Source organism: Streptococcus infantis, from assembly GCF_047464155.1.
Taxonomy (GTDB): Bacteria; Bacillota; Bacilli; order Lactobacillales; family Streptococcaceae; genus Streptococcus; species Streptococcus infantis_U.
In genome coordinates this window covers 339,422-360,222 of record NZ_JASHCL010000001.1, presented here as the reverse complement: position 1 = coordinate 360,222, position 20,801 = coordinate 339,422, and the positions used below count along the sequence as shown (strand labels likewise).

The 20,801-nt window shown below is 39.4% G+C and carries 22 protein-coding genes; 8 read left to right on the top strand and 14 right to left on the bottom strand.

What is annotated here, in order from left to right; translation table 11 throughout:
* Positions 1 to 4 precede the first annotated feature (4 nt).
* From QM810_RS01755 to QM810_RS01740, 4 genes are all read left to right on the top strand, one after another.
* Positions 5 to 352, top strand: a complete 348-nt coding sequence (locus tag QM810_RS01755) for a DUF1831 domain-containing protein (protein ID WP_254730197.1) — start codon at positions 5 to 7, stop codon at positions 350 to 352.
* 9 nt (positions 353 to 361) lie between these two features.
* Positions 362 to 571, top strand: coding sequence for a DUF4649 family protein (locus QM810_RS01750; protein WP_006150724.1), 210 nt, complete (start codon positions 362 to 364; stop codon positions 569 to 571).
* A gap of 86 nt (positions 572 to 657) precedes the next feature.
* Entirely contained in the window at positions 658 to 1,299 is a 642-nt protein-coding gene (locus QM810_RS01745) for a redox-sensing transcriptional repressor Rex (RefSeq protein ID WP_049496213.1), read from the top strand.
* 15 nt (positions 1,300 to 1,314) lie between these two features.
* Positions 1,315 to 2,004, top strand: a complete 690-nt coding sequence (locus QM810_RS01740; RefSeq protein ID WP_414253640.1) for a gamma-glutamyl-gamma-aminobutyrate hydrolase family protein — start codon at positions 1,315 to 1,317, stop codon at positions 2,002 to 2,004.
* Positions 2,005 to 2,027: 23 nt separating this feature from the next.
* Here the strand turns inward: QM810_RS01740 and radC are convergent, their stop codons facing one another.
* Together radC and QM810_RS01730 are read right to left on the bottom strand one after the other, a co-directional pair.
* Positions 2,028 to 2,708, bottom strand: coding sequence for a RadC family protein (gene radC / locus QM810_RS01735; protein ID WP_414253639.1), 681 nt, complete (start codon positions 2,706 to 2,708; stop codon positions 2,028 to 2,030).
* A gap of 63 nt (positions 2,709 to 2,771) precedes the next feature.
* Entirely contained in the window at positions 2,772 to 4,052 is a 1,281-nt protein-coding gene (locus QM810_RS01730; protein WP_414253638.1) for an O-acetylhomoserine aminocarboxypropyltransferase/cysteine synthase family protein, read from the bottom strand.
* A 191-nt stretch (positions 4,053 to 4,243) separates the two neighbouring features.
* Here QM810_RS01730 and QM810_RS01725 point away from each other — a divergent pair, with 191 nt between their 5' ends.
* Positions 4,244 to 4,939 (top strand): VIT family protein, encoded by a 696-nt coding sequence (locus tag QM810_RS01725; protein WP_006150694.1) that lies wholly within the window; start codon positions 4,244 to 4,246, stop codon positions 4,937 to 4,939.
* Between the two features lie 38 nt (positions 4,940 to 4,977).
* On the opposite strand, the gene QM810_RS01720 is transcribed toward QM810_RS01725, so the two are convergent.
* The 5 genes from QM810_RS01720 to QM810_RS01700 all read right to left on the bottom strand — a co-directional run bounded on the left by QM810_RS01720 (position 4,978) and on the right by QM810_RS01700 (position 10,968).
* Positions 4,978 to 6,969: an ABC transporter permease gene (locus QM810_RS01720; protein WP_414253637.1), complete on the bottom strand. Its 1,992-nt coding sequence runs from the start codon at positions 6,967 to 6,969 to the stop codon at positions 4,978 to 4,980.
* Position 6,970: 1 nt separating this feature from the next.
* Positions 6,971 to 7,729: an ABC transporter ATP-binding protein gene (locus tag QM810_RS01715; RefSeq protein WP_006152604.1), complete on the bottom strand. Its 759-nt coding sequence runs from the start codon at positions 7,727 to 7,729 to the stop codon at positions 6,971 to 6,973.
* Positions 7,730 to 8,070: 341 nt separating this feature from the next.
* Positions 8,071 to 8,343, bottom strand: a complete 273-nt coding sequence (locus QM810_RS01710; RefSeq protein ID WP_414253636.1) for a PspC domain-containing protein — start codon at positions 8,341 to 8,343, stop codon at positions 8,071 to 8,073.
* A gap of 59 nt (positions 8,344 to 8,402) precedes the next feature.
* Complete coding sequence (locus QM810_RS01705) at positions 8,403 to 8,852, bottom strand: SprT family protein (protein ID WP_414253635.1); 450 nt, start codon at positions 8,850 to 8,852, stop codon at positions 8,403 to 8,405.
* On the bottom strand, positions 8,839 to 10,968 hold the full coding sequence (locus tag QM810_RS01700) for a Tex family protein (protein ID WP_414253634.1): 2,130 nt from the start codon (positions 10,966 to 10,968) through the stop codon (positions 8,839 to 8,841). Before QM810_RS01700 ends, QM810_RS01705 begins: the two co-directional genes overlap by 14 nt.
* A gap of 155 nt (positions 10,969 to 11,123) precedes the next feature.
* On the opposite strand from QM810_RS01700, the gene QM810_RS01695 reads away from it, so the two are divergent.
* From QM810_RS01695 to QM810_RS01685, 3 genes are read left to right on the top strand one after another with little or no spacing between them, the layout of a single operon-like run.
* Positions 11,124 to 11,255: an SPJ_0845 family protein gene (locus QM810_RS01695; RefSeq protein ID WP_148131582.1), complete on the top strand. Its 132-nt coding sequence runs from the start codon at positions 11,124 to 11,126 to the stop codon at positions 11,253 to 11,255.
* Positions 11,256 to 12,161 carry a permease gene (locus QM810_RS01690; protein WP_414253633.1) on the top strand — a complete coding sequence of 302 codons (906 nt, stop codon included), beginning with the start codon at positions 11,256 to 11,258 and terminating at the stop codon, positions 12,159 to 12,161.
* Complete coding sequence (locus QM810_RS01685) at positions 12,158 to 12,973, top strand: TIGR03943 family putative permease subunit (RefSeq protein WP_414253632.1); 816 nt, start codon at positions 12,158 to 12,160, stop codon at positions 12,971 to 12,973. The genes QM810_RS01690 and QM810_RS01685 overlap by 4 nt, the downstream gene beginning before the upstream one ends.
* Before the next feature lie 18 nt (positions 12,974 to 12,991).
* Here the strand turns inward: QM810_RS01685 and QM810_RS01680 are convergent, their stop codons facing one another.
* From QM810_RS01680 to QM810_RS01650, 7 genes are read right to left on the bottom strand one after another with little or no spacing between them, the layout of a single operon-like run.
* The gene (locus QM810_RS01680) at positions 12,992 to 13,603 is read right to left on the bottom strand and encodes a hypothetical protein (RefSeq protein ID WP_414253631.1); all 612 of its coding nucleotides are present in this window, start codon (positions 13,601 to 13,603) and stop codon (positions 12,992 to 12,994) included.
* Between the two features lie 56 nt (positions 13,604 to 13,659).
* Complete coding sequence (aguB, locus tag QM810_RS01675) at positions 13,660 to 14,535, bottom strand: N-carbamoylputrescine amidase (protein WP_414253630.1); 876 nt, start codon at positions 14,533 to 14,535, stop codon at positions 13,660 to 13,662.
* Between the two features lie 9 nt (positions 14,536 to 14,544).
* The gene (aguA, locus tag QM810_RS01670; protein ID WP_414253629.1) at positions 14,545 to 15,630 is read right to left on the bottom strand and encodes an agmatine deiminase; all 1,086 of its coding nucleotides are present in this window, start codon (positions 15,628 to 15,630) and stop codon (positions 14,545 to 14,547) included.
* Positions 15,627 to 16,754, bottom strand: a complete 1,128-nt coding sequence (nspC, locus tag QM810_RS01665; protein WP_414253628.1) for a carboxynorspermidine decarboxylase — start codon at positions 16,752 to 16,754, stop codon at positions 15,627 to 15,629. The genes aguA and nspC overlap by 4 nt, the downstream gene beginning before the upstream one ends.
* Positions 16,754 to 18,013, bottom strand: coding sequence for a saccharopine dehydrogenase family protein (locus QM810_RS01660; RefSeq protein WP_006150675.1), 1,260 nt, complete (start codon positions 18,011 to 18,013; stop codon positions 16,754 to 16,756). The genes nspC and QM810_RS01660 overlap by 1 nt, the downstream gene beginning before the upstream one ends.
* On the bottom strand, positions 18,010 to 18,870 hold the full coding sequence (gene speE, locus QM810_RS01655; protein WP_414253627.1) for a polyamine aminopropyltransferase: 861 nt from the start codon (positions 18,868 to 18,870) through the stop codon (positions 18,010 to 18,012). The genes QM810_RS01660 and speE overlap by 4 nt, the downstream gene beginning before the upstream one ends.
* Entirely contained in the window at positions 18,871 to 20,325 is a 1,455-nt protein-coding gene (locus QM810_RS01650; RefSeq protein ID WP_414253626.1) for an aminotransferase class I/II-fold pyridoxal phosphate-dependent enzyme, read from the bottom strand. It lies immediately after the preceding gene.
* Positions 20,326 to 20,801 lie beyond the last annotated feature (476 nt).

Here is a 20,801-nt window from a genome sequence, read left to right as displayed (position 1 = left end):
CTCAATGGCATTCGAACAAACGATTAAACTAAAAAATTGCCGTTACGATTACACACTTAGCCCAACTGTAAAAAAATTTACACTTAAAGATAATACTTTTTTTGAAACTAAAGTTGGTAACTATGAATTAACACGTCTTCTTGAAAAAGTACCAAATAGTGGAGATGGATTCCAACTTAAGATTATCATTAACAAAGACTTAACAGGTGCAAAAATCAATATTACTGATAAATTTGGTCTACGTTTAGTTGACATTTTTAAGTCTGAGGAAACACATATTCACCAAGAGAAATTCTACTTTTTGATGGATAGTCTTGTTGAACGTGGCGTATTTACAAAAAGCGAAAGATAGAAGATTATTATGTTTCGATTAACTTACAAGGACTCATATCAAGTAGAGCGTGTGCAAGAATATGAAGACTATGAAGCTCTTATGCTCTCTCTATCGGGTTGTGTAACCCTTCCTGATACGACTCTTATCACTTCATTAACACACAATGGAGTTGAAATCTATCAAGGTCTTCTTGGGAACCTCTATCGTTTTTTAACAACCTATCACGAAAATACCTAAACTAAGATTTTTCTTAGTTTTTTTTCGTTATTGTTGCAATTTTCACAAACTTTCTATAAAATAGTAAATAGAAAGGTTGTGATTTTGTGAAAGAAAAACAGTCTGCTATTCCTAAAGCAACAGCAAAGAGACTTTCTCTCTATTACCGTATTTTTAAAAGATTTAATGCCGAAAAAATTGAAAGAGCTAATTCCAAACAAATTGCAGAAGCGATTGGAATTGATTCTGCCACTGTTCGTCGTGACTTCTCTTACTTTGGCGAACTTGGACGTCGTGGATTTGGCTATGATGTCAAAAAGCTCATGAACTTTTTCGCTGATCTTTTAAATGATAATTCTATTACCAATGTTATGCTGGTAGGTATCGGAAATATGGGGCATGCCCTCCTACACTACCGCTTTCATGAGCGTAACAAGATGAAAATCATCATGGCTTTTGACCTAGATGATCATCCAGAGGTTGGTACCAAAACACCCGACGGTGTTCCAATCTATGGAATCTCTCAAATAAAGGACAAAATTAAGGATAGTGATGTTAAAACTGCTATTCTTACTGTTCCTAGTGTTAAATCTCAAGAAGTTGCGGAACTTTTGGTTAATGCTGGTATCAAAGGTATCCTCAGTTTTTCTCCTGTTCACCTACATCTTCCTAAAGACGTAGTTGTTCAGTATGTCGATCTTACTAGCGAACTTCAAACCCTCCTCTATTTCATGCGAAAAGAGGATTAGAAAGCGAATTGATTTATGAAAAAACCAGTTATTGGGATTACAGGAAATGAAACCCCGCATCCAGATGATGATCTTATGATGAGTTATGCTGCCAAAGGCTTTGTTGAAGGAGTTAAGGAAGCTGGAGGTATCCCCATTATCCTACCAATTGGTGATGAAGAAATGGCTGGTTACTACATCAGCCTAATTGATAAACTCATACTAACAGGTGGGCAAAATGTTGACCCAAAATTCTATGGTGAACCTAAATCTATCGATAGTGATGACTACCATCTTCAAAGAGACATTTTTGAACTAGCACTCATCAAAGAGGCCATCAAGCAAAAGAAACCAATTTTTTCTGTCTGTCGTGGTACTCAACTTTTTAACGTAGCCATGGGCGGTTCTCTTTATCAAGATATCGAAGATCATTGGCAAGATACTTCCGCTGAATATACCACTCAGCGACTTGTCACCGAACCAGATACTATTCTAAGAGAAATCTATGGAGAAATCTCTCATATCAATTCTTTCCACCATCAGAGCATCAAAGATTTAGCCCCTAATCTTAAGGTTGTAGCACACGATCCTAAAGATGGTATTATCGAAGCTGTTACAACTACGGACGGCTTCCCTTATCTTGGTGTTCAATGGCATCCTGAATTTCTCTTTGAAAATCGCCCTAAAGATAAAACACTTTTCGACTATGTCGTTAATGAATTGTAAAACCTGTATATGATGCAGGTTTTTTATAACATATCCGTCTTCTCACGGTAACTAAAATAATCTGAATGTGAGACAATTAGATGGTCCAATAAGACCAATCCCATCAATTCGCAGGCTTCTTTAACAAGCTTCGTAACATGGTCATCATTGGGGCTAGGAACTACTGCACCTGATGGATGATTGTGAACCAGAATCACAGATGTTGCCATGTGCTTTAGGGCGTAGTGGAGAATTTCTCTCGGTTCAGCAATACTTCTCGTGGCAGACCCAATAAAAATAGTCTGCTGATGAATGATTTGATTTTGAGTATTCAGATAGAGCGCCACTAGGTGCTCTTGTTTTTTATCTCCAAGCTCAGCCTGCATCTTTTTAGCTAATTTACGACTGCTAAGAATATTCTCCATTTCCACTGTTTCCCTTTTATGAATACGGTAGCCTAATTCGATAACAGCTTGTAATTCGATAGCCTTAACACGTCCAATACCCGATAGAGTCTGCAATTCCTGTAGGCTCATTCTTTTTAGGTCGGTTAAACATGTTAGCTGATTTAAAACCTTCTGTGCTATTTCAAAAACATTGGACTGTTTTGTTCCTGTCCTTAGTAATATTGCCAGTAATTCTTGATTGCTGAGTGCTTCTACTCCCTCTCTTACTAATCTTTCTCTCGGTAAGAGTGAATCTTCTTGAAATGAAATACTATACATAAAAATCCTCCTCACTCTATTATTCGTGAGAAGGAAAATTAATTCGATAAAAACTAGTTATTTTTAGATTTTTTCAAGCGCTAGTCGCAAATCTTCAATCAAATCATCAGCATTTTCAAGACCGATTGAGAGACGGATTTGATTTTTTGTTACTCCTGCTGCTTCTAGATCAGAGTCTGACAACTGAGCATGTGTTGTAGTTGCGGGATGAACCACCAATGATTTAGCATCTGCTACATTGGCTAAGTTTGAAAAGATTTCCAAGTTGTCAATCACTTTACGAGCTTCTGATTCTCCACCTTTAACATGGAAGGTAAAGATTGAACCAACACCTTTTGGTAAGTATTTTTCAGCCAAGGCATGGTAAGGACTATCTGGAAGTTTTGGATAGTTGACCTTTTCAACCTTTGGATGGTTTACAAGGAAATCAACGATTTTTTCAGCATTTTGGACATGACGTTCAACACGAAGAGAGAGAGTTTCAAGTCCTTGTAAGAGCAAGAATGAGTTAAATGGTGATAGGGCAGCTCCCATATCGCGAAGTAACTGAACGCGAGTAGCGACGATAAAGGCTGCGGCACCAACATCACGAGTATAACTGATATTGTGATAACTTGGATCTTCTTCGACTAATTGAGGGAATTTCCCTGAAGCAGCCCAGTCAAACTTACCACTATCAACGATGACACCACCAATAGTTGTACCGTGACCGCCTATAAACTTAGTTGCTGAGTGAACTGCAATGTCTACACCATGAGAAAAGACATTGATGAGATAAGGTGTTGCAAAGGTATTGTCTGCAACCAAAGGAATCTGGTGTTTATGAGCAATTTCAGCGATTTTTTCGATATCAGGAATGTTGATAACAGGATTTCCCAAGGTTTCAATCAATACAAGTTTTGTATTGTCTTTAATCGCTGCCTCTACTTCTTCTAGATTATCAATATCAACAAAAGTTGTGGTGATTCCGTAACGAGGAAGGGTTTCTTTCAAGAGGTTAAAGGTACCACCATAGATGGTTGATGCTGCAACGACGTGGTCTCCTGCGTGAGCTAGAGCTAAAATCGTGTAAGTAATAGCTGCCATCCCTGACGCAGTTGCAAGTGCACCTACACCACCTTCAAGGGCTGCGATACGCTCTTCAAAGGCTGATGTTGTTGGGTTTGTGATACGAGTATAGATATTACCAGCCTTTTGAAGAGCAAAGAGATCTGCACCCTCTTGTGTATCTTCAAATACAAAAGATGTTGTTTGGTAAATTGGAACAGCACGAGACTTGGTAGTCGCATCTACCACTTGTCCTGCATGCAATTGAAGAGTTTCAAATTTAAATTCACGAGTCATATTTAGACCTCCAAAGATTTCATTAGGTTCATTGTATCACCTAATTCGTTCAGTTACAAGTACAACTTTGTTATATATTGGCATAAGAAATAGCTATGGTTATTATTAGAATTGTAGAACTTTTTTCAGATAGTTTAAAAAGTTTGTATTCACTTCTCCTATACTTTATAATGTTTAAAAAGGAGAAAACTATGTCAGAAATTACTCATGAAATTGATGCAAACTTTGCTGGCCGTTTAAATATCTTGCGTGCTGGTGTATTGGGAGCTAATGATGGAATCATCTCTATTGCTGGAGTTGTTATCGGGGTTGCCAGTGCTACAACTAATATCTGGATTATCTTTCTTTCGGGATTAGCTGCAATCCTTGCTGGAGCCTTTTCTATGGCTGGTGGCGAGTATGTATCCGTATCTACTCAGAAAGACACTGAGGAAGCCGCTGTAGCCCGTGAACAACTACTTTTGGATAAAGATATGGATGCTGCTAAAAAATCACTCTACGCAGCCTATCTTCAAAATGGTGAGTGTGAAACTTCAGCACAACTATTAGTTAACAAGGCTTTTTTGAAAAATCCACTAAAAGCCTTGGTTGAGGAAAAATACGGCATCGAGTATGAAGAATTCACCAATCCTTGGCATGCTGCAGCATCTAGCTTTATTGCCTTTGTTCTTGGAAGTCTTCCACCCATGCTTTCAATAACTATCTTCCCAAGCGACTATCGAATCCCTGCTACCGTTGTTATTGTAGCAATTTCCCTTTTGATTACTGGATATACCAGTGCAAAACTTGGAAAAGCTCCCACTAAAACAGCTATGATTCGTAACCTTTGTATCGGCCTTTTGACCATGGGTGTTACTTATCTATTTGGACAATTGTTTAGCATTTAAAACATAAAAATACCTCGAAAAAATCGAGGTATTTTTTATTATAGCTGGATAATCTTACGATAGCTTCTTGAAGTAATCATAAAGATAAGTACGTAGATGAGGGCAAAGATACCACAAATAGAAAGTGTTACACTTAACATCATAGCTGTATCTACTACCCCAATGACCTTAAGAATCAAACTTAACATATGATAGGCAAAAGCCAAGTGTAGGAAAGCAAAGATTACAGGGAGGAAGAAAACAGTCAAGACCTGCTTGTTAATGGTTTGTTTGATTTGTTTTTGATCCAAGCCCACTTTTTGTAGGATGACAAAGCGTTCGCGATCCTCATAACCTTCTGAGATTTGTTTATAGTAGATAACGAGTACAGTTCCAATCATAAAGATGATAGAGAGGAAAATACCAATAAAGAGAACTCCTCCAAAGAGAGCATTCATTTGGGCAATTGCGTCACTTGCAGTGCCTCCACCATAAACCATGCCGTCTTCATTTTTGAGATTATGACTAAAATTATTTACAAACTCCTCAAAATCATCAGATAGCTTTAACTGTTCCTCTAGACTAGCTGTTACATCCATACCACCGTAGAGCTGTGTGTATACAGCTGAATCCTGGTACTGTTCCAAAAAACTTTGAATATCAGCTACTACAAGATAGTTATAATCCGATACCAATAGTACATAGGGATTAGAAACATGATTGGCAATAAAATCCTGCTGGATTGCTTCCTTGATTGTATAGTTCTGATTGTTCAGACTAAATGCTTTCTGATTTTTAAGTTGGTCATTTCGAGCCCAAAGTCCTACTTCGTTACCAGTAAGGTTCAGCTTTTGTCCAGTCATTTTTTCATAATCTTTTTGATCAAAAACCAGGAAGACTGTCTTAGGCATGACATTGTTTTGCCCTTTTTCAAAGATGGTTAATTTGGTCCCCTCTTGACTCGAAAGACCGAAACTTGCATAATTGAGGACGTCCTTATTGCTGATGGTTAGGTTCTTTTCGCTAGCGTATTGAGTCAAAAGCTTGTCTAAATCCTCAACTTCTACATGTTGTCCCTTAACATCAAAATCGTGAGGATACATGAGTTTTTTCATATTCTCAGATCCGTTGTAGATACTAGTGGCTGCAGACATGGTGATTAAAACCATGGTTGAAAGGATGGCAATGGTTGCTAAACCGACAGCATTTTTCTTCATACGGAAGATGAGGTTAGAAACAGAGATGAGGTTGTTGGGTTGGTAGTAATATCTCTTGTTTTTCTTGAGCAACTGTAAGAAAACTGTAATACCAGCATTGAATAAGAGATAGGTCCCTACAATAACTAACATAACCGCAATAAAGAAAGTAGCGACAGCTTTGAAAGCATCTGTTACGCTTAGAGCTAGATAGTAACCACCACCTAGAGTAATTAGCCCTACAAGTGTCTGAAGAACTAGGAAACGCCCCTTCTTCTCACCCTTTGCTTTTTCTCTAGAAAGCTGTAGAGCATCCATACGGATAATGCGTACAGCGTTCAGGAAAACGATGACTAAAAAGATAAAACCGAATACCAGAAGGATTGAAAGCACTACAGACCATTGGAAAGTTGCAACTAACTCTACCTTCATCTTTGCAAGTTTAAGTAGTAAAGCGAAAATCAGATTATCAAAGAGGGCACCAATTCCAATCCCGGCAGTGACTGTTACTAGCCCAAATATCAAGAGTTCCTTAAAAGTCATACCAATCAAATGGCGTTTTTCTAAGCCCAACATGCCATATACACCCAGTTCTTTTGAGCGATTTTTCATGACAAAACTGTTGGCATAAAGAACGATAATGGCAGATGCAAGTGTCACAACGACAAGCCCTAGTTGTAGGGTAAATTGTATAGAAGATGCACCACGCAAATCCACAATTTTAGGATTAAAGGCTAGAGAGTAAAAGAGATAGCTGATAGTGACTGCCAAAATGACAGATAAAGCAAACGGATAATAGAGTTTGCGGTTTTTAATTAAGTTGGATATGGCCAACTTATTGGTTAATCGAAACATACTAGTTCACCTCACTTGCCATAACAGTCAAGGTGTCAGAGATTTCTTGGAACATCTGACGATCCGTCTTTTCACCACGATAGATTTGATTATAGAGAATACCGTCCTTGATGAAAAGAACACGTTTTGCACGGCTAGCAGCTGCTGTTGAGTGGGTCACCATGAGAATGGTTTGCCCTTGCTCGTTGATCTGATCAAAGATATCAAGGAGGGCTGCAGATGACTTAGAATCTAGAGCTCCTGTTGGCTCGTCTGCAAGGAGAATTTCTGGCTCTGTGATGATAGCCCGTGCAACTGCCACCCTTTGTTTTTGTCCACCAGAGATTTCATAAGGGTACTTCTCTTGCAATTGATTGATGCCAAGATTTTCAGCCGTCACGACTAATTTTTTCATCATTTCTGTAATAGGCTTTCTAGACAATACCAAAGGGAGTAAGATATTGTCTTTGACAGAAAGCGTATCTAACAAATTAAAGTCTTGGAAGACAAAGCCTAACTTTTCACGACGGAAACTTGATGCTTCAGAATTTTTAATGGTAGCTGTGTCTGTTCCGTTAAGGAAAACCTGGCCACGAGTTGGCTTGTCTAGCATGGCGAGAATATTGAGTAAAGTAGATTTCCCAGAACCAGATTCACCCATGATAGCAACGTAATCGCCTTTTTCTACAGTAAAGTGAATATCTTTCAAGGCTTCTACTTGGTTGCCTTGAAAGCGAGTTTTATAAATCTTTTGAACGTGTTTTACATCTAATAGCGTCATTTTAACATCTCCTTTTTAATATCCCATTAATTGAAACTGAGCCTGTATAATAGCGCAACCGAGCTGAACTCGCTCGATATCCTTTGGACTCGGCTTACTTGTATGTTTCTTTTGTAAAATATTTTTCATAGTTTTGCTCCTTTATCTTTATGATATAAGTGTACTCTAAAAAAGGAGACGGTTCCATAACATAACCTTACAAATGGAGCTTTAATCTTACATTTTTGTAAGATAGAGATATTTTTTGAAATCAACTACTATTAGTTTACCACAAATTTTCAAGCAAAAGAAAAACCCTTGTAATTACAAGGGTTTAATACTTCAAATGAATGGTGAGATGGTTACCAAAACCAACCTTCGTCATCATTGATAGGCTGGGCTTCCTTGATCTTGCGTGGGCCAGTTCCGTACATCTCCGCTTCGATATCTTCCTTAGTTGGCAGGATATAGGCTAGGATGATGTAGATGATGATTCCGAGTCCAAAGTTTGCGATTGTAAAGATTACAAAAAGGAAACGAACTAGGGTTACATCAAGATTCCACTTATCAGATAGACCTGCAAGTACACCTGATACCATACGATTTCTTCTCATTTTATAAAATTTTGTATTCATGGTTTGTACCTCTTTCGATATTCTTGAAATAAGTATAACATGAACTAAAGATCCCTGCATCAGTCCTTGGGCTGATTTTTAAGAATAAGCTTCCCATGACAAAGACCACATCGATAACGTTTGGTGTCGATTCGTCGTTTTCTTTGATAGGGTTGGCCACAAGAGTGACATTTATAAACCAAAGCTGGTTTTTGAGAAGCAGTTGATAGAGGAGGAACAAAGCGGAGTCCATCCACTTCTTTTAGCAGTTCCTTAAAGGCTAAATCCTTATGTTTATAACCTTTCCCCTCATAGTATAGATGATAATGACAGAGTTCGTGGCGAACAATCTTCCGAAAAACATCTAACCCTAGCTCTTGATAGACTTTAGGATTAAAGTCTAAATGCCCATCCTTTGGGAAAAATCGTCCACCTGTCGACCGCAGACGAGTATTCCATTGAGCCTGGTGTTTGAATGGTTTCCCAAAGTCTTCTAAAGAGACTTGCCTAACGTAATCAGTTAGATTCATCTGGTGCAATGAGCGACAGATTTACTTTTTCACGTTGAACATCGATTTTCTTTACCCAAACTGTTACCAAATCACCAACTGAAACGACTTGACTCGGATGCTTGATGAATTTCTTACTCATGTGAGAGATATGAATGAGACCGTCCTCGTGAATACCAATATCAACAAAGGCACCGAAGTCAACAACATTGCGAACTACTCCCTCTAGCTTTTGACCGACTTTTAAATCCTTGATATCCAAGACATCTTGGCGTAGAACTGGAGCATCGAAAGAATCACGGAAATCACGACCAGGTTTAAGAAGGTCTGCGATAATATCTTTAAGTGTTTCTTGACCGAGGTCTAGCTCTTGAGCCATTTCTTTGATAGAAATAGATTTGAGTTTGGCTTGTGCTTCTTCATTTAGGTCTTTAATGTCCAAACGTTTGAAGAGTTCCTTGACAGCAGCATAGTTTTCAGGGTGAACACCTGTATTATCAAGGATATTGCTACTTTCTGGGATACGGAGAAAACCTGCAGCCTGTTCAAAAGCCTTAGCACCTAGACGAGGAACCTTCCTGATTTGGGCGCGTGAAGTGATTTTACCTTCTTCTTCACGATACTTCACGATATTTTCTGAAATCGTTTTGTTAAGCCCTGCAACATGGGAAAGTAGGGCTGGACTGGCCGTATTGACATTGACACCGACTTGGTTAACCACTGTATCCACCACGAAATCAAGACTTTCAGATAGTTTTTTCTGACTTACATCGTGCTGGTACTGGCCGACACCGATAGATTTGGGATCAATTTTAACCAATTCTGCAAGTGGGTCTTGCAAACGACGAGCGATAGAAATGGCTGAACGTTTTTCAACGGTTAAGTCAGGAAACTCTTGACGAGCAAGTTCACTAGCTGAGTAGACAGACGCACCGCTCTCATTAACGATGACATAACTAACTTCTGGAAAATCCTTAAGCACTTCAGCAACAAAAGCTTCGCTCTCACGACTGGCAGTACCATTTCCGATAGCAATAATTTCAACACCGTATTGGCCAATCAAATCAGCCAAATCACGCTTAGCTTCCTCAATCTGACGAGCTGAAGCTGGTTTTACTGGGTAAATGACTTGTGTCGTCAACATTTTACCAGTCGCATCTACAACAGCAAGCTTAGCCCCTGTACGAAAGGCAGGGTCAAATCCAAGAACCACGCGCCCTTTTAGTGGTGCTACGAGAAGGAGATTACGAAGGTTTTCTGAGAAGAGTTGGATAGCTCCTTCTTCTGCCTTTTCTGTTAGCTCAGTGCGAATACGACGCTCAATAGCTGGTAATACTTTTTTCTTAACAGATTGCTGAATAACTTCGTCAATATAAGCATTCTTAACCTTGAAACGAGCAGCAAAGAAGGCTTGGATACGATCAACTGCATGCTCAAATCCAATCTTCAAAATGCCTAGCTTTTCACCACGATTAAGGGCAAGCGTACGGTAACCTTGCATGTTTGCAACTGTTTCTGAGAAATCGTAATAAATCTGAAAGACTTGTTTTTCATCAAGACTCTCATCTTTGACTTGAGAAGTAATCTTAGAGCGTCTAAGTACCTCTTGATATGTCATTGAACGCAAATGAACATCCTCGGATAGTGCTTCAACCAAGATGTCTACAGCCCCAGCCAAAGCTTCTTGAGGAGTTTCGAAACCTTCGCAGACAAATGCTTCTGCTTCTCTTTCTAGGTTAGAAACATTTTGTAAAATTAAACGAGCAAGTGGAAAAAGTCCAGCCTCACGCGCAATCGTTGCCTTGGTCCGACGTTTCTCCTTATAGGGAAGATAGAGTTCTTCTACATCTGCGAGTTTTTCAGCTGCTAAAATAGCTTCTTCCAATTCCTTTGTTAGCTTACCTTGCTCTTTAATTTTTGCTAAGACCGCTTCCTTACGATCATTTAGAGCAGTTAAACTCTTATCGAGGTCGATAATAGCTTTAATAGCAACTTCATCCAAGCTACCTGTCATGTCTTTCCGATAACGAGCGATAAAGGGAATCGTAGCCCCTTCAGTTGTCAAAGATAAGACTGTATCAATTTGCTTTAAGGTTACACCCAAATCTTGGGAAATTTTTTCATATTTTTTATCCATGAAACTATTATACCATAAGGAAGAAAGCTTGTTTTCATTAATTTGTTCCTTTATTTCAACTTTATAAAGATAAAAAGGAAGTTGATTATAAAATATAACTATTTCCCAGAAATAATAGTATAATAGAGGTAACATAAAGAATCGAGGTATGCCTTATGGCTGTTAAATTTACAAAAACTGATGACTTAGATAAAATGTTCGAAGAGTTTGCCAAACTTCCTGATTTGAAACAAGTAACATTTCCTGATGACAAAGAAAAGAAAGAAAAAGCAGAAAAGAAAAAATAGATGGATCTCTTTCAAAACCTGCCTTCAAGTGTTTTACAAGCTGGTGCCATTTTTCTATCAATTATCATTGAAGCTTTACCCTTTGTCTTAATTAGTAGCATCATCTCTGGTGCCATTGAAATCTATGTGACTCCTGAGAAGGTTTATACATTTCTCCCTAAAAATCGTTTGGGGAGAATCTTTTTTGGTACCTTCATTGGTTTTCTCTTCCCTTCTTGTGAATGTGGAATTGTTCCGATCATCAATCGTTTTTTAGAAAAGAAGGTTCCAAGCTATACAGCTATACCCTTTCTAGTAACAGCTCCTATCATCAATCCTATCGTACTCTTTGCGACTTATTCAGCTTTTGGTAATTCATTTAAAATGGTCTTACTACGAGTTTTGGGTTCGATACTTGTTGCTATGATATTGGGTATCTTGCTTGGTTTTGTCTGGGAGGGACCTATTCAAAAGGAAAATAGACTAACTTGTCAAGAACATGATTTTTCTCATTTAACGAAAGGTCAGAAACTTCTTCAAGTCTTTATCCAAGCTATTGATGAGTTCTTCGATATGGGGCGTTACTTGGTCTTTGGCTGTCTTTTTGCAAGCCTAGTACAAGTCTATGTACCAACTCGAATCTTGACAACTATCAGCGCTACCCCACTGCTTGCTATTATTCTATTGATGCTCTTATCCTTCCTACTATCACTCTGTAGTGAAGCGGATGCCTTTATCGGGTCTTCTCTTCTATCAAGTTTTGGTCTAGCTCCTGTTTTAGCCTTTCTGGTTATAGGTCCCATGCTTGATGTCAAAAATCTACTCATGATGAAGAATTATCTCAAAACGCGATTTATTTGGCAATTCATGACAATTGTAACTCTTGTTGTTCTTGTTTATTCTTATATAGTTGGGGTGATGCTATGATTCGATTTTTTATCTTATTTGGCTATTTTATCTTAACCCTTTATCTACAGCTATCAGGTAAACTAAATCAGTATCTAAACCTCCACTATTCTTATCTGGCTTATATTACTATGGTTTTGTCATTGTTACTAGCCATCGTTCAAGCCTATATTTGCTTCAAGCGTTTGAAAGAACATAGTCACTTGCATAGTTTTTTAGCCAAGTTTGCTAGTTTTGTCCTCTTAAGTTTACCCTTGTTAGTTGGATTTACATTTCCAACTGTCACTCTGGATTCACAAACAGTATCGGCAAAAGGATATTATTTCCCTTTGTCGGAAGGAACTGACAAGGCTATCCAAGCAAGTGAAGGAACAAGCAGTCAGTATCTTAAGCCAGATACCAGTCGTTTTTATTCACAAACAGCTCATGAGAATATTATTCGGAAGAGTGCTGATAAATACTTAGCTAAATCAAGTATTGTTATCAAGGATGAGAATTACCTGGAGGTCATGGAAGCTATCTATGATTATCCCAATGAATTTGAAGGTAAAGAGATTGAGTTTATTGGCTTTGTCTATAACGATCCTAGTCACAGCGATAGTCAATTTGTCTTTCGCTTTGGTATCATGCACTGTATCGCTGATTCAGGTGTTTTTGGACTTTTGACCACTGGAAACACTAATAAGTACGAAAATAACACCTGGGTAAAAGTCAAAGGTAAGATTAACAATCGCTATCACAAGGAACTCAACCAGGTTCTCCCAACCCTTGAAGTCCAGTCTTTCATCAAAGTGGATAAACCTGAGAACCCTTATGTTTATAAAGAATTTTAAAAAAGTAGCCTGAGCTGGCTACTTTTTCTTGTTTAACAAATCTTTAACTTCTTGAGCTCCAACCTGATCGCCTGCTTTTTCAAAAAGATCGATAGCTTGCAAAAAATTCTCTTGCGATTTTTCAGGTTTTTCTATAGAATAAATCTCTCCCAATCCTCTATAAGCGCAGGCCTGAGCGATAAGATCATCTGTCTTTAAGGCTGAGTCTAGCGACTGCTGCATATAAAACTCCGCTTCAACTAGTTGACCTAACTTTAATCGTAAATAACCTTGCTCATAGTCATTAACAGAATTTTTGAGAGAATCCCCTGAAAAATCTTGTTCAATAACTTCTCGCTCTTTTTCGATATAGCTAAGAGCTGTCTGAAAATCATTCATTTCACGATAGACCATGGCCAATTGATGATACGCGATGTGTTCATTTTCACGATCCTTTTCTGTAATAGCCAAGTGGAGATAACGTTGGTAAACCTCTAAACAGTGTTCATACTTTTTTTCGTACAAATAGATATAACCCATCAAGTTTAAAAGACTGTAATCTTTACAAGTTGTTAGGCAAAACTCTGCTTGAACTAATTGCTTAGCTTCATTAATTTTTCCCTCAAATAATAATTCCCAAGCTTGATTCATTAAAAGACTCCTATCTATTCTAGAACGATAATTACCTAAACTAAAAATACAAACGATTATCTCACAATATCTTTATACATGTCTGGTCTTCTGTCTCTAAAGAGACCCCAGTTAAGTCGCTCATTTGCTCCTTTATCGAGGTCATAGGTAGTCAACAAAATTGCTTCAGCTTGTCTATCTGCTTGAGTCAAGATAGCTCCTGTTTCATCGGTCATAAAGGATGAACCGTAGAAATTCAGACTTGAACTTTGTCCTCCATTTTCCTCGCAAGGTTGTACTTCTTCCAAGCCATAACGATTGGCAGCAATAACTGGGACAATATTTGCTGCTGCGTGCCCTTGCATGGTACGTTGCCAATGCCCACAACTATCTGTATCCAAAATCGGCTCTGAACCGATGGCAGTTGGATAAAAGAGCAATTCTGCACCATTTAAAGCAAGGCAACGGGCTGTTTCAGGGAACCACTGATCCCAGCAGATCCCAATACCAATCTTGGCGTAGCGAGTATCCCAAACTTTGAAGCCTGTGTTTCCAGGAGTAAAGAAGAATTTTTCTTGATAATAATGGTCATCTGGTATATGCGTCTTGCGGTAAACTCCTAGTACTTCTCCATCAGCATCAATGACAGCTATCGAATTATATAAGACATTACCATCTTTTTCATAGAAACTGATTGGTAAAACGACCTTTAATTCCTTAGCAATCACTTTGAAATGCTGAATTGCCGTATTTTCTGTAACCGACTGGGCATACTGGTAGTAGTCATATTGACGTTCCTGACAGAAATAGGGACGTTCAAACAACTCAGGTAAGAGAATAATTTGCGCACCTTGATCTGCAGCTTGACGGACCAAACGTTCAGCTGTTTGGATATTCGTTTCCACATCCTTAGCGCATTGCATCTGAATAGCTGCAACCGTTACATTTCTCATCTTTTTCTCCTATTCTGGAATTTGTTGGGTAATACAGTGGATATTTCCACCACCTAAAAGAATATCTCTTGCAGGGATTCCGACGACTTCACGGTCTGGGAAACACTTACTCAGGATATCCAAGGCCACTTGGTCGTTTTCATCCTGAAATTGTGGCACCAAGACAGACTTATTAGCAATATAGAAGTTCACATAGGAAGCAGCTAAACGTTCACCAGCATAGCGCTCCTCTTCTCCTTCTTCATATGAATAGCCCGGCAAATCTTCTTCCGTCACTACTTGATGAAGCGCTGGAATTGGAAGTTTATGGATGGTGAAACTCCGACCCTTTGCATCTGTTTCATTCTCCAAAAGAGCTAGATTTGCAGCAGACATGGTATACTGGGGATCGTCTTGGTCGTCCGTCCAAGCTAAAACAACCTCAGCTGGACCAACAAAGGCTGCTACATTGTCGACGTGTTCATTGGTTTCGTCCTGATAAATACCGTAAGGTAGCCAGATGACTTTTTCAACCCCAAGACTCTCTAGTAAGGTATTTTCAATCTCTTCTTTAGTCAGATGAGGATTGCGACCAGGACTGAGGAGGCAACTTTCTGTGACAAGTATTGTTCCTTGGCCGTCACTGTGTATGGCTCCACCTTCTAGTACAAATGGTTTTGCATCGTAAACAGGTACCTCTAAGAATTCTGCAAAACGACTGGCCACTTGGTCATCTGCTTCATAGTCTTGATAGAGTCCATCCACAGAACCTCCCCAAGCATTGAAAGACCAATCTACCGCTAATTTTTCCCTTTTATCATTAAGGAGAATGGTCGGACCTGTATCACGAGCCCAGGCATCATTTGTAGGGATATCTAGATAAACGACCTGGTCCCTAAGATAGGATTGGGCTTCCGATAGATAGTCCTCCTCAACCAAAAGATAGACTGTTTCCCCTTGGGCAATGGTTTTGATAATCTGGCTAAATGTTTTTTTAGCTGCCTTACCTTGAAAAGGCCAAGACCCTGGTCGAGTAGGCCATATCATGAGAGTCCCATGATGGGGTTCATATTCTGCAGGCATACGATAACCTAATTTTTTTGGACTGTCCATCATGATAATCTCTCCTTAAAGTCTTTGTAACCAAATGCCTTGACTAGACTGCACTCACCCTCTTTATCCATCAGATACAAACTTGGCAGTCCAATCCCATTAAAGGTATTATTTTTGACAAAGGAGTAGATTGCCATGTCCTCGAAGTACAGTCTATCTCCAATCTCAACTGGATTTTCGAAACTGTAGTCTCCAATGATATCACCAGTTAGACAGGTATTGGAAGAAAGTCTATATGTATAGTTTTTTTCTTGCACTTCAAAACCATCTCTCAATGGGGGACGATAAGGCATCTCTAGAACATCTGGCATATGGCAGCTTGCTGAAACATCTAACACTAGGGTCACAATCCCATTTTCTACGATATCTAAGACTTCAGTAGCTAAATAACCAGCATTGAGTGCAATGGCTTCTCCTGGTTCGATATAGACGTCAAGGTTATAGGTTTCTCGAATTCGTTTAATCTCAGAAATCAGTAAGTCCACATCGTAGTCGGCTCTAGTAATGTGGTGTCCGCCACCCATATTGAGCCATTTAACCTGATGCAAGTATTGCCCAAACTGCTCTTCTACTGCTTTCAAGGTTGTCGCTAAATCATCTGCCCCTTGCTCACAAAGAGTGTGGAAATGAAGTCCGTCCACCAAGTCCAGCAAATCGCTCGGTACCTTATCTAGAGTAACTCCAAAACGGGATCCAGGAGCACAAGGGTCATAGAGCGCGTGATCTCCTTGTGTTGAACATTGAGGATTGATGCGTAGACCTACACTAATACCAGCCTCACGACAAATTTGACCGTATTTTCGTAGTTGTCTCTCCGAATTAAAAACAATGTGATCAGATATTTGAAGCAGCTCTTCCATATCTGCTTCTTTAAAAGCAGGCGCGAAAACATGGACTTCCCCTGGGAACTCTTCTCTAGCTAACTTTGCTTCATAGAGACCACTAGCCGTTGTGCCAGAAAGATACTGGCTAATCAAAGGATAGGTTTTATAGAGGGAATAAGCCTTTTGAGCTAGCAAAACCTTACAACCTGCCTTTTCCTGAACCTTTTGCAGAATGCGGCAATTCTCTTCTAATTTTCCTAAGTCAATGATATAAGAAGGCGTTGGTACTTGTTCTAACTTCATTAGTCTACCATTTGTGGATTTTCAACCACAACCCATGGCAAACCGTATTTATTCAAAGCTTCCATGAATGGATCTGGATCCAACTCTTCAAGATTATACACTCCTGGTTGTTTCCAAGTGCCATCCATCACTAATTTTGTCCCAATCATGGCTGGAACACCTGTTGTGTAAGAAATTGCTTGTGAACCAACTTCTGCGTAGCACTCCTGATGGTCGCAAACATTGTAGATGTAGATAGTCTTTTCAACTCCATCTTTGACACCTGTAAAGATACATCCAATATTAGTTTTACCAACTGTACGTGGGCCAAGGCTTGCAGGATCTGGAAGCAAGGCTTTCAAGAATTGGATTGGTACGATTTCTTGTCCGTTAAAATTAATAGCATCTGTACGAAGGAGCCCGACGTTTTCCAAGCATTTCATGTGCGTTAGATAAGATTGACCGAAAGTCATGAAGAAACGAATACGTTTAACTCCTGGAATGTTTTTAGCCAGTGATTCAATTTCTTCGTGGTGAAGAAGATACATGTCTTTTTGCCCAACTTGAGGGAAATCATACTCACGTTTGATAGACATAGCTTCGACCTCAACCCATTTTCCATCTTCCCAGTAAGAACCTGGCGCAGAAACCTCGCGGAGGTTGATTTCTGGGTTAAAGTTTGTTGCAAATGGATAACCGTGGTCACCACCATTACAGTCTAAAATGTCGATATAGTGGATTTCATCAAAATAGTGTTTCAAAGCATAAGCTGAAAAGACACTGGTTACACCTGGGTCAAAACCAGAACCAAGAAGAGCTGTCAAACCTGCTTCCTTGAATTTTTCTTGGTAAGCCCATTGCCATGAGTAATCAAAGTAAGCCGTAAATCCAAGCTCTTTGCAGCGTTTCTCATAAATAGCACGCCATTCAGGGTCTTCTGTATCTTCAGCCTCATAGTTGGCTGTGTCGATATAGTGAACTCCCGTTGCCAAACATGCATCCATAATGGTCAAATCTTGGTATGGTAAAGCTACGTTCAAAACGGCTTCTGGTTTGTAGCTTTCAATCAAGGCAATCACTTCTTCTACCTTGTCTGCATCAAGAGCAGCTGTCTCAATCTTAGTACTTGTTTTGCCTTCTAATTTAGCTTTCAAGTCATCACATTTTGACTTGGTACGGCTGGCAATCATAATCTCTTTAAAAGTTTCGCTATCTTGGCAAATCTTTGAAATAGCAACTTGGGCAACTCCCCCACATCCAATAACTAATAAACGACTCATTTTCTTCCTTCCTCTTCTTCTAAAATGTCTTCTACATACTTAGGCAACATAAAGGCACCAATATGCAAGTTTGCAGTGTAGTATTCTGTGAAAAGCTGGCGTTTTTTCCAGCCTTCCTTGTCAAAATCTTTGACAGGGTGATATTTTTTCGATGCAAATCCAAACAACCAATAGCCAGCAGGACTGGTTGGGATATGTGCTTGGTAAACCCGGCTGATTGGAAAGGCTTGATTGACCTTGCGGTGCATGCTTCGGCATGCTGACTCATCTTCGTCAAAGAAGGGACTACCATGCTGGTAAATCATGATACCGTCCTCTTTGAGAGCCCTATAACTATTACCGTAAAATTCCTTGGTAAAGAGCCCTTCCGTATGACCAAATGGATCTGTCGCATCGTTGATAATAATGTCGTAATCATCTTCACAATTTCTCAAAAATCTCAGTCCATTTTGGTAGTAAATGGTGACGCGAGGGTCGTCAAGTCCTGCAGCAAAGTCTGGAAAATACTCTCGGCAAACCTCAACCAGCATCTCATCTGGTTCTACAATATCAATTTGTTCCAATTCTGGATAGAGAGTTAATACTTGGGCAACACCACCGTCACCACCTCCAATAACCAAGACTTTCTTTGGATTTGGATGGACAGCCATAGGAACGTGAACTGTCATTTCGTTGTAGACAAAGTCATCTGCATCTGAGAATAAGACATGCCCATTTAAAATTAATACTTTCCCAAAAGCTGGGGTGTCCAAAACCTCGATATCCTGCCATTCACTTTGACCAGAATAAAGCTGTTTGGCTGTTCTCATTGTTAACTTGACATCTGGAGTATGAACTTCAGAAAACCATAAATCCATCTAGTTCTCCTTTCTTTCAATGACGTTGATATGATTGACCTCTGGATCTTCCGTACCTTGGAGGGAACAACCACGTTCTTTTGCAAATTGAATATAATCGACAATTTCTCGTGTAATTCGTTCACCTGGCGCTAGGATTGGAATTCCTGGAGGATAGCACATGACAAATTCCCCACAGACCTGGCCAACGGACTCGTCTAATGTTAAGCTTCTTCTCCCTGCATAGAAGGCTTCCTGAGGAGATAGCACCAACTCAGGCTGAATATATTCTCCAGCAATCAAGTCCTTCCCATCTCGTGAGTATAGTCTCTTGATATCAGCTAAAGCACCGACCAAGCGTTCAATGTCTTGGATACGGTCACCAATCGAAATGTAGGCTAAGATATTCCCGATATCACCAAACTCAATTTGAATGTCATATTCATCTCGTAAGAGGTCATAAACCTCGATACCTGTTAGACCAATCCCCTGAGTGTAAACTGACAGCTTGGTTACATCAAAATCACAAACTGATACACCATCTACTAGTTCTTTTGAGTAGGCGTAGTAGCCACCGATAGCATTGATTTCACGACGAGCATACTCAGATAACTCAATAACTTTCTCAAAGGAATCTTTGCCACGAAGGGCTAGGTTTCTACGAGAAACATCTAGACTAGCCATTAGCAAGTAGGATGCTGATGTTGACTGTGTCAAATTAATAATCTGACGTACGTACTCAGGATTCATCTGATCGCCAACTAAAAGAAGGGAACTTTGAGTCAAGCTGCCACCGGACTTATGCATGGATACAGCTGACATATCTGCTCCTGCGTCCATAGCAGACAGAGGAAGTTTATCTGTAAAGTGCAGATGAGCACCGTGCGCCTCGTCTACTAAGACTTTCATTCCTGCGGCGTGTGCCATCTCTGTTAAACCCTTAAGATCTGAACAAATCCCATAGTAGGTTGGATTGTTTATTAGGATAGCCTTGGCATCCGGATGGTCCTTAATCGCTTGCGCCACACGCTCATTTTCAAGCCCCAAAGCAATACCGATTTTTGGGTCCACACTCATCTCTATATAGATGGGAATAGCTCCGCATAAAACGAGTGCATTAATAGCTGATTTATGGACATTTCGTGGAAGGATGATTTTATCACCTGATTTACAGGTAGAAAGAATCATGGTCTGCACGGATGAAGTTGTCCCACCAATCATCAAAAAGGCATGAGCAGCACCAAAAGCTTCTGCCGCTAGCTCTTCCGCTTCTCTAATAATCGAAATAGGATGTCCTAGATTGTCCAAGGGCTTCATAGAATTGACATCAATACCAACGCATTTTTCCCCTAAAAGTTCCACTAATTCTGGGTTACCACGGCCACGCTTATGACCTGGTACATCGAAAGGTACAATTCTTTTTTTTCGTAACTTGACCAGTCCCTCATAAATAGGAGCTTGGTTTTGATTTAACATTATAGAGACATACTCCTTTATCATAGTTTTTTTCACCTTGTGTAAGGCTCTAAAGGATACTTATGAAAAAAGAGCAGGTTGGCACCTGCTCTACAATCTACTGACGTGTTTATGTTTGTTTCTTTTGAGTATGTCTGTTCCTGATGTTTCCTAACTCTCTAGTAGCAAATATTACGTACTTTATTGATCGTTTCACAAGATGACGTGTGCTTTCACCACACTAACAAATGTATACGAATTAGAACTAATGTCCTAACATCAACTTATAAAAGTAGGCTTTTAACCCTATCAATAATGCGGCTTTTCAACCACGCTTCGGCATTCAACCCTGCCTGTCCGTAGGCATTTTTTACTCGGGTTTATATTTGCTAGAAAACATCATCTCATTTTCTAAGCTTCATTACTATATCATGTTTTCAGATACTTGTAAAGTATTTTGGGGAAACTTTATAAATTATTTACATTTTTGTTCGTAT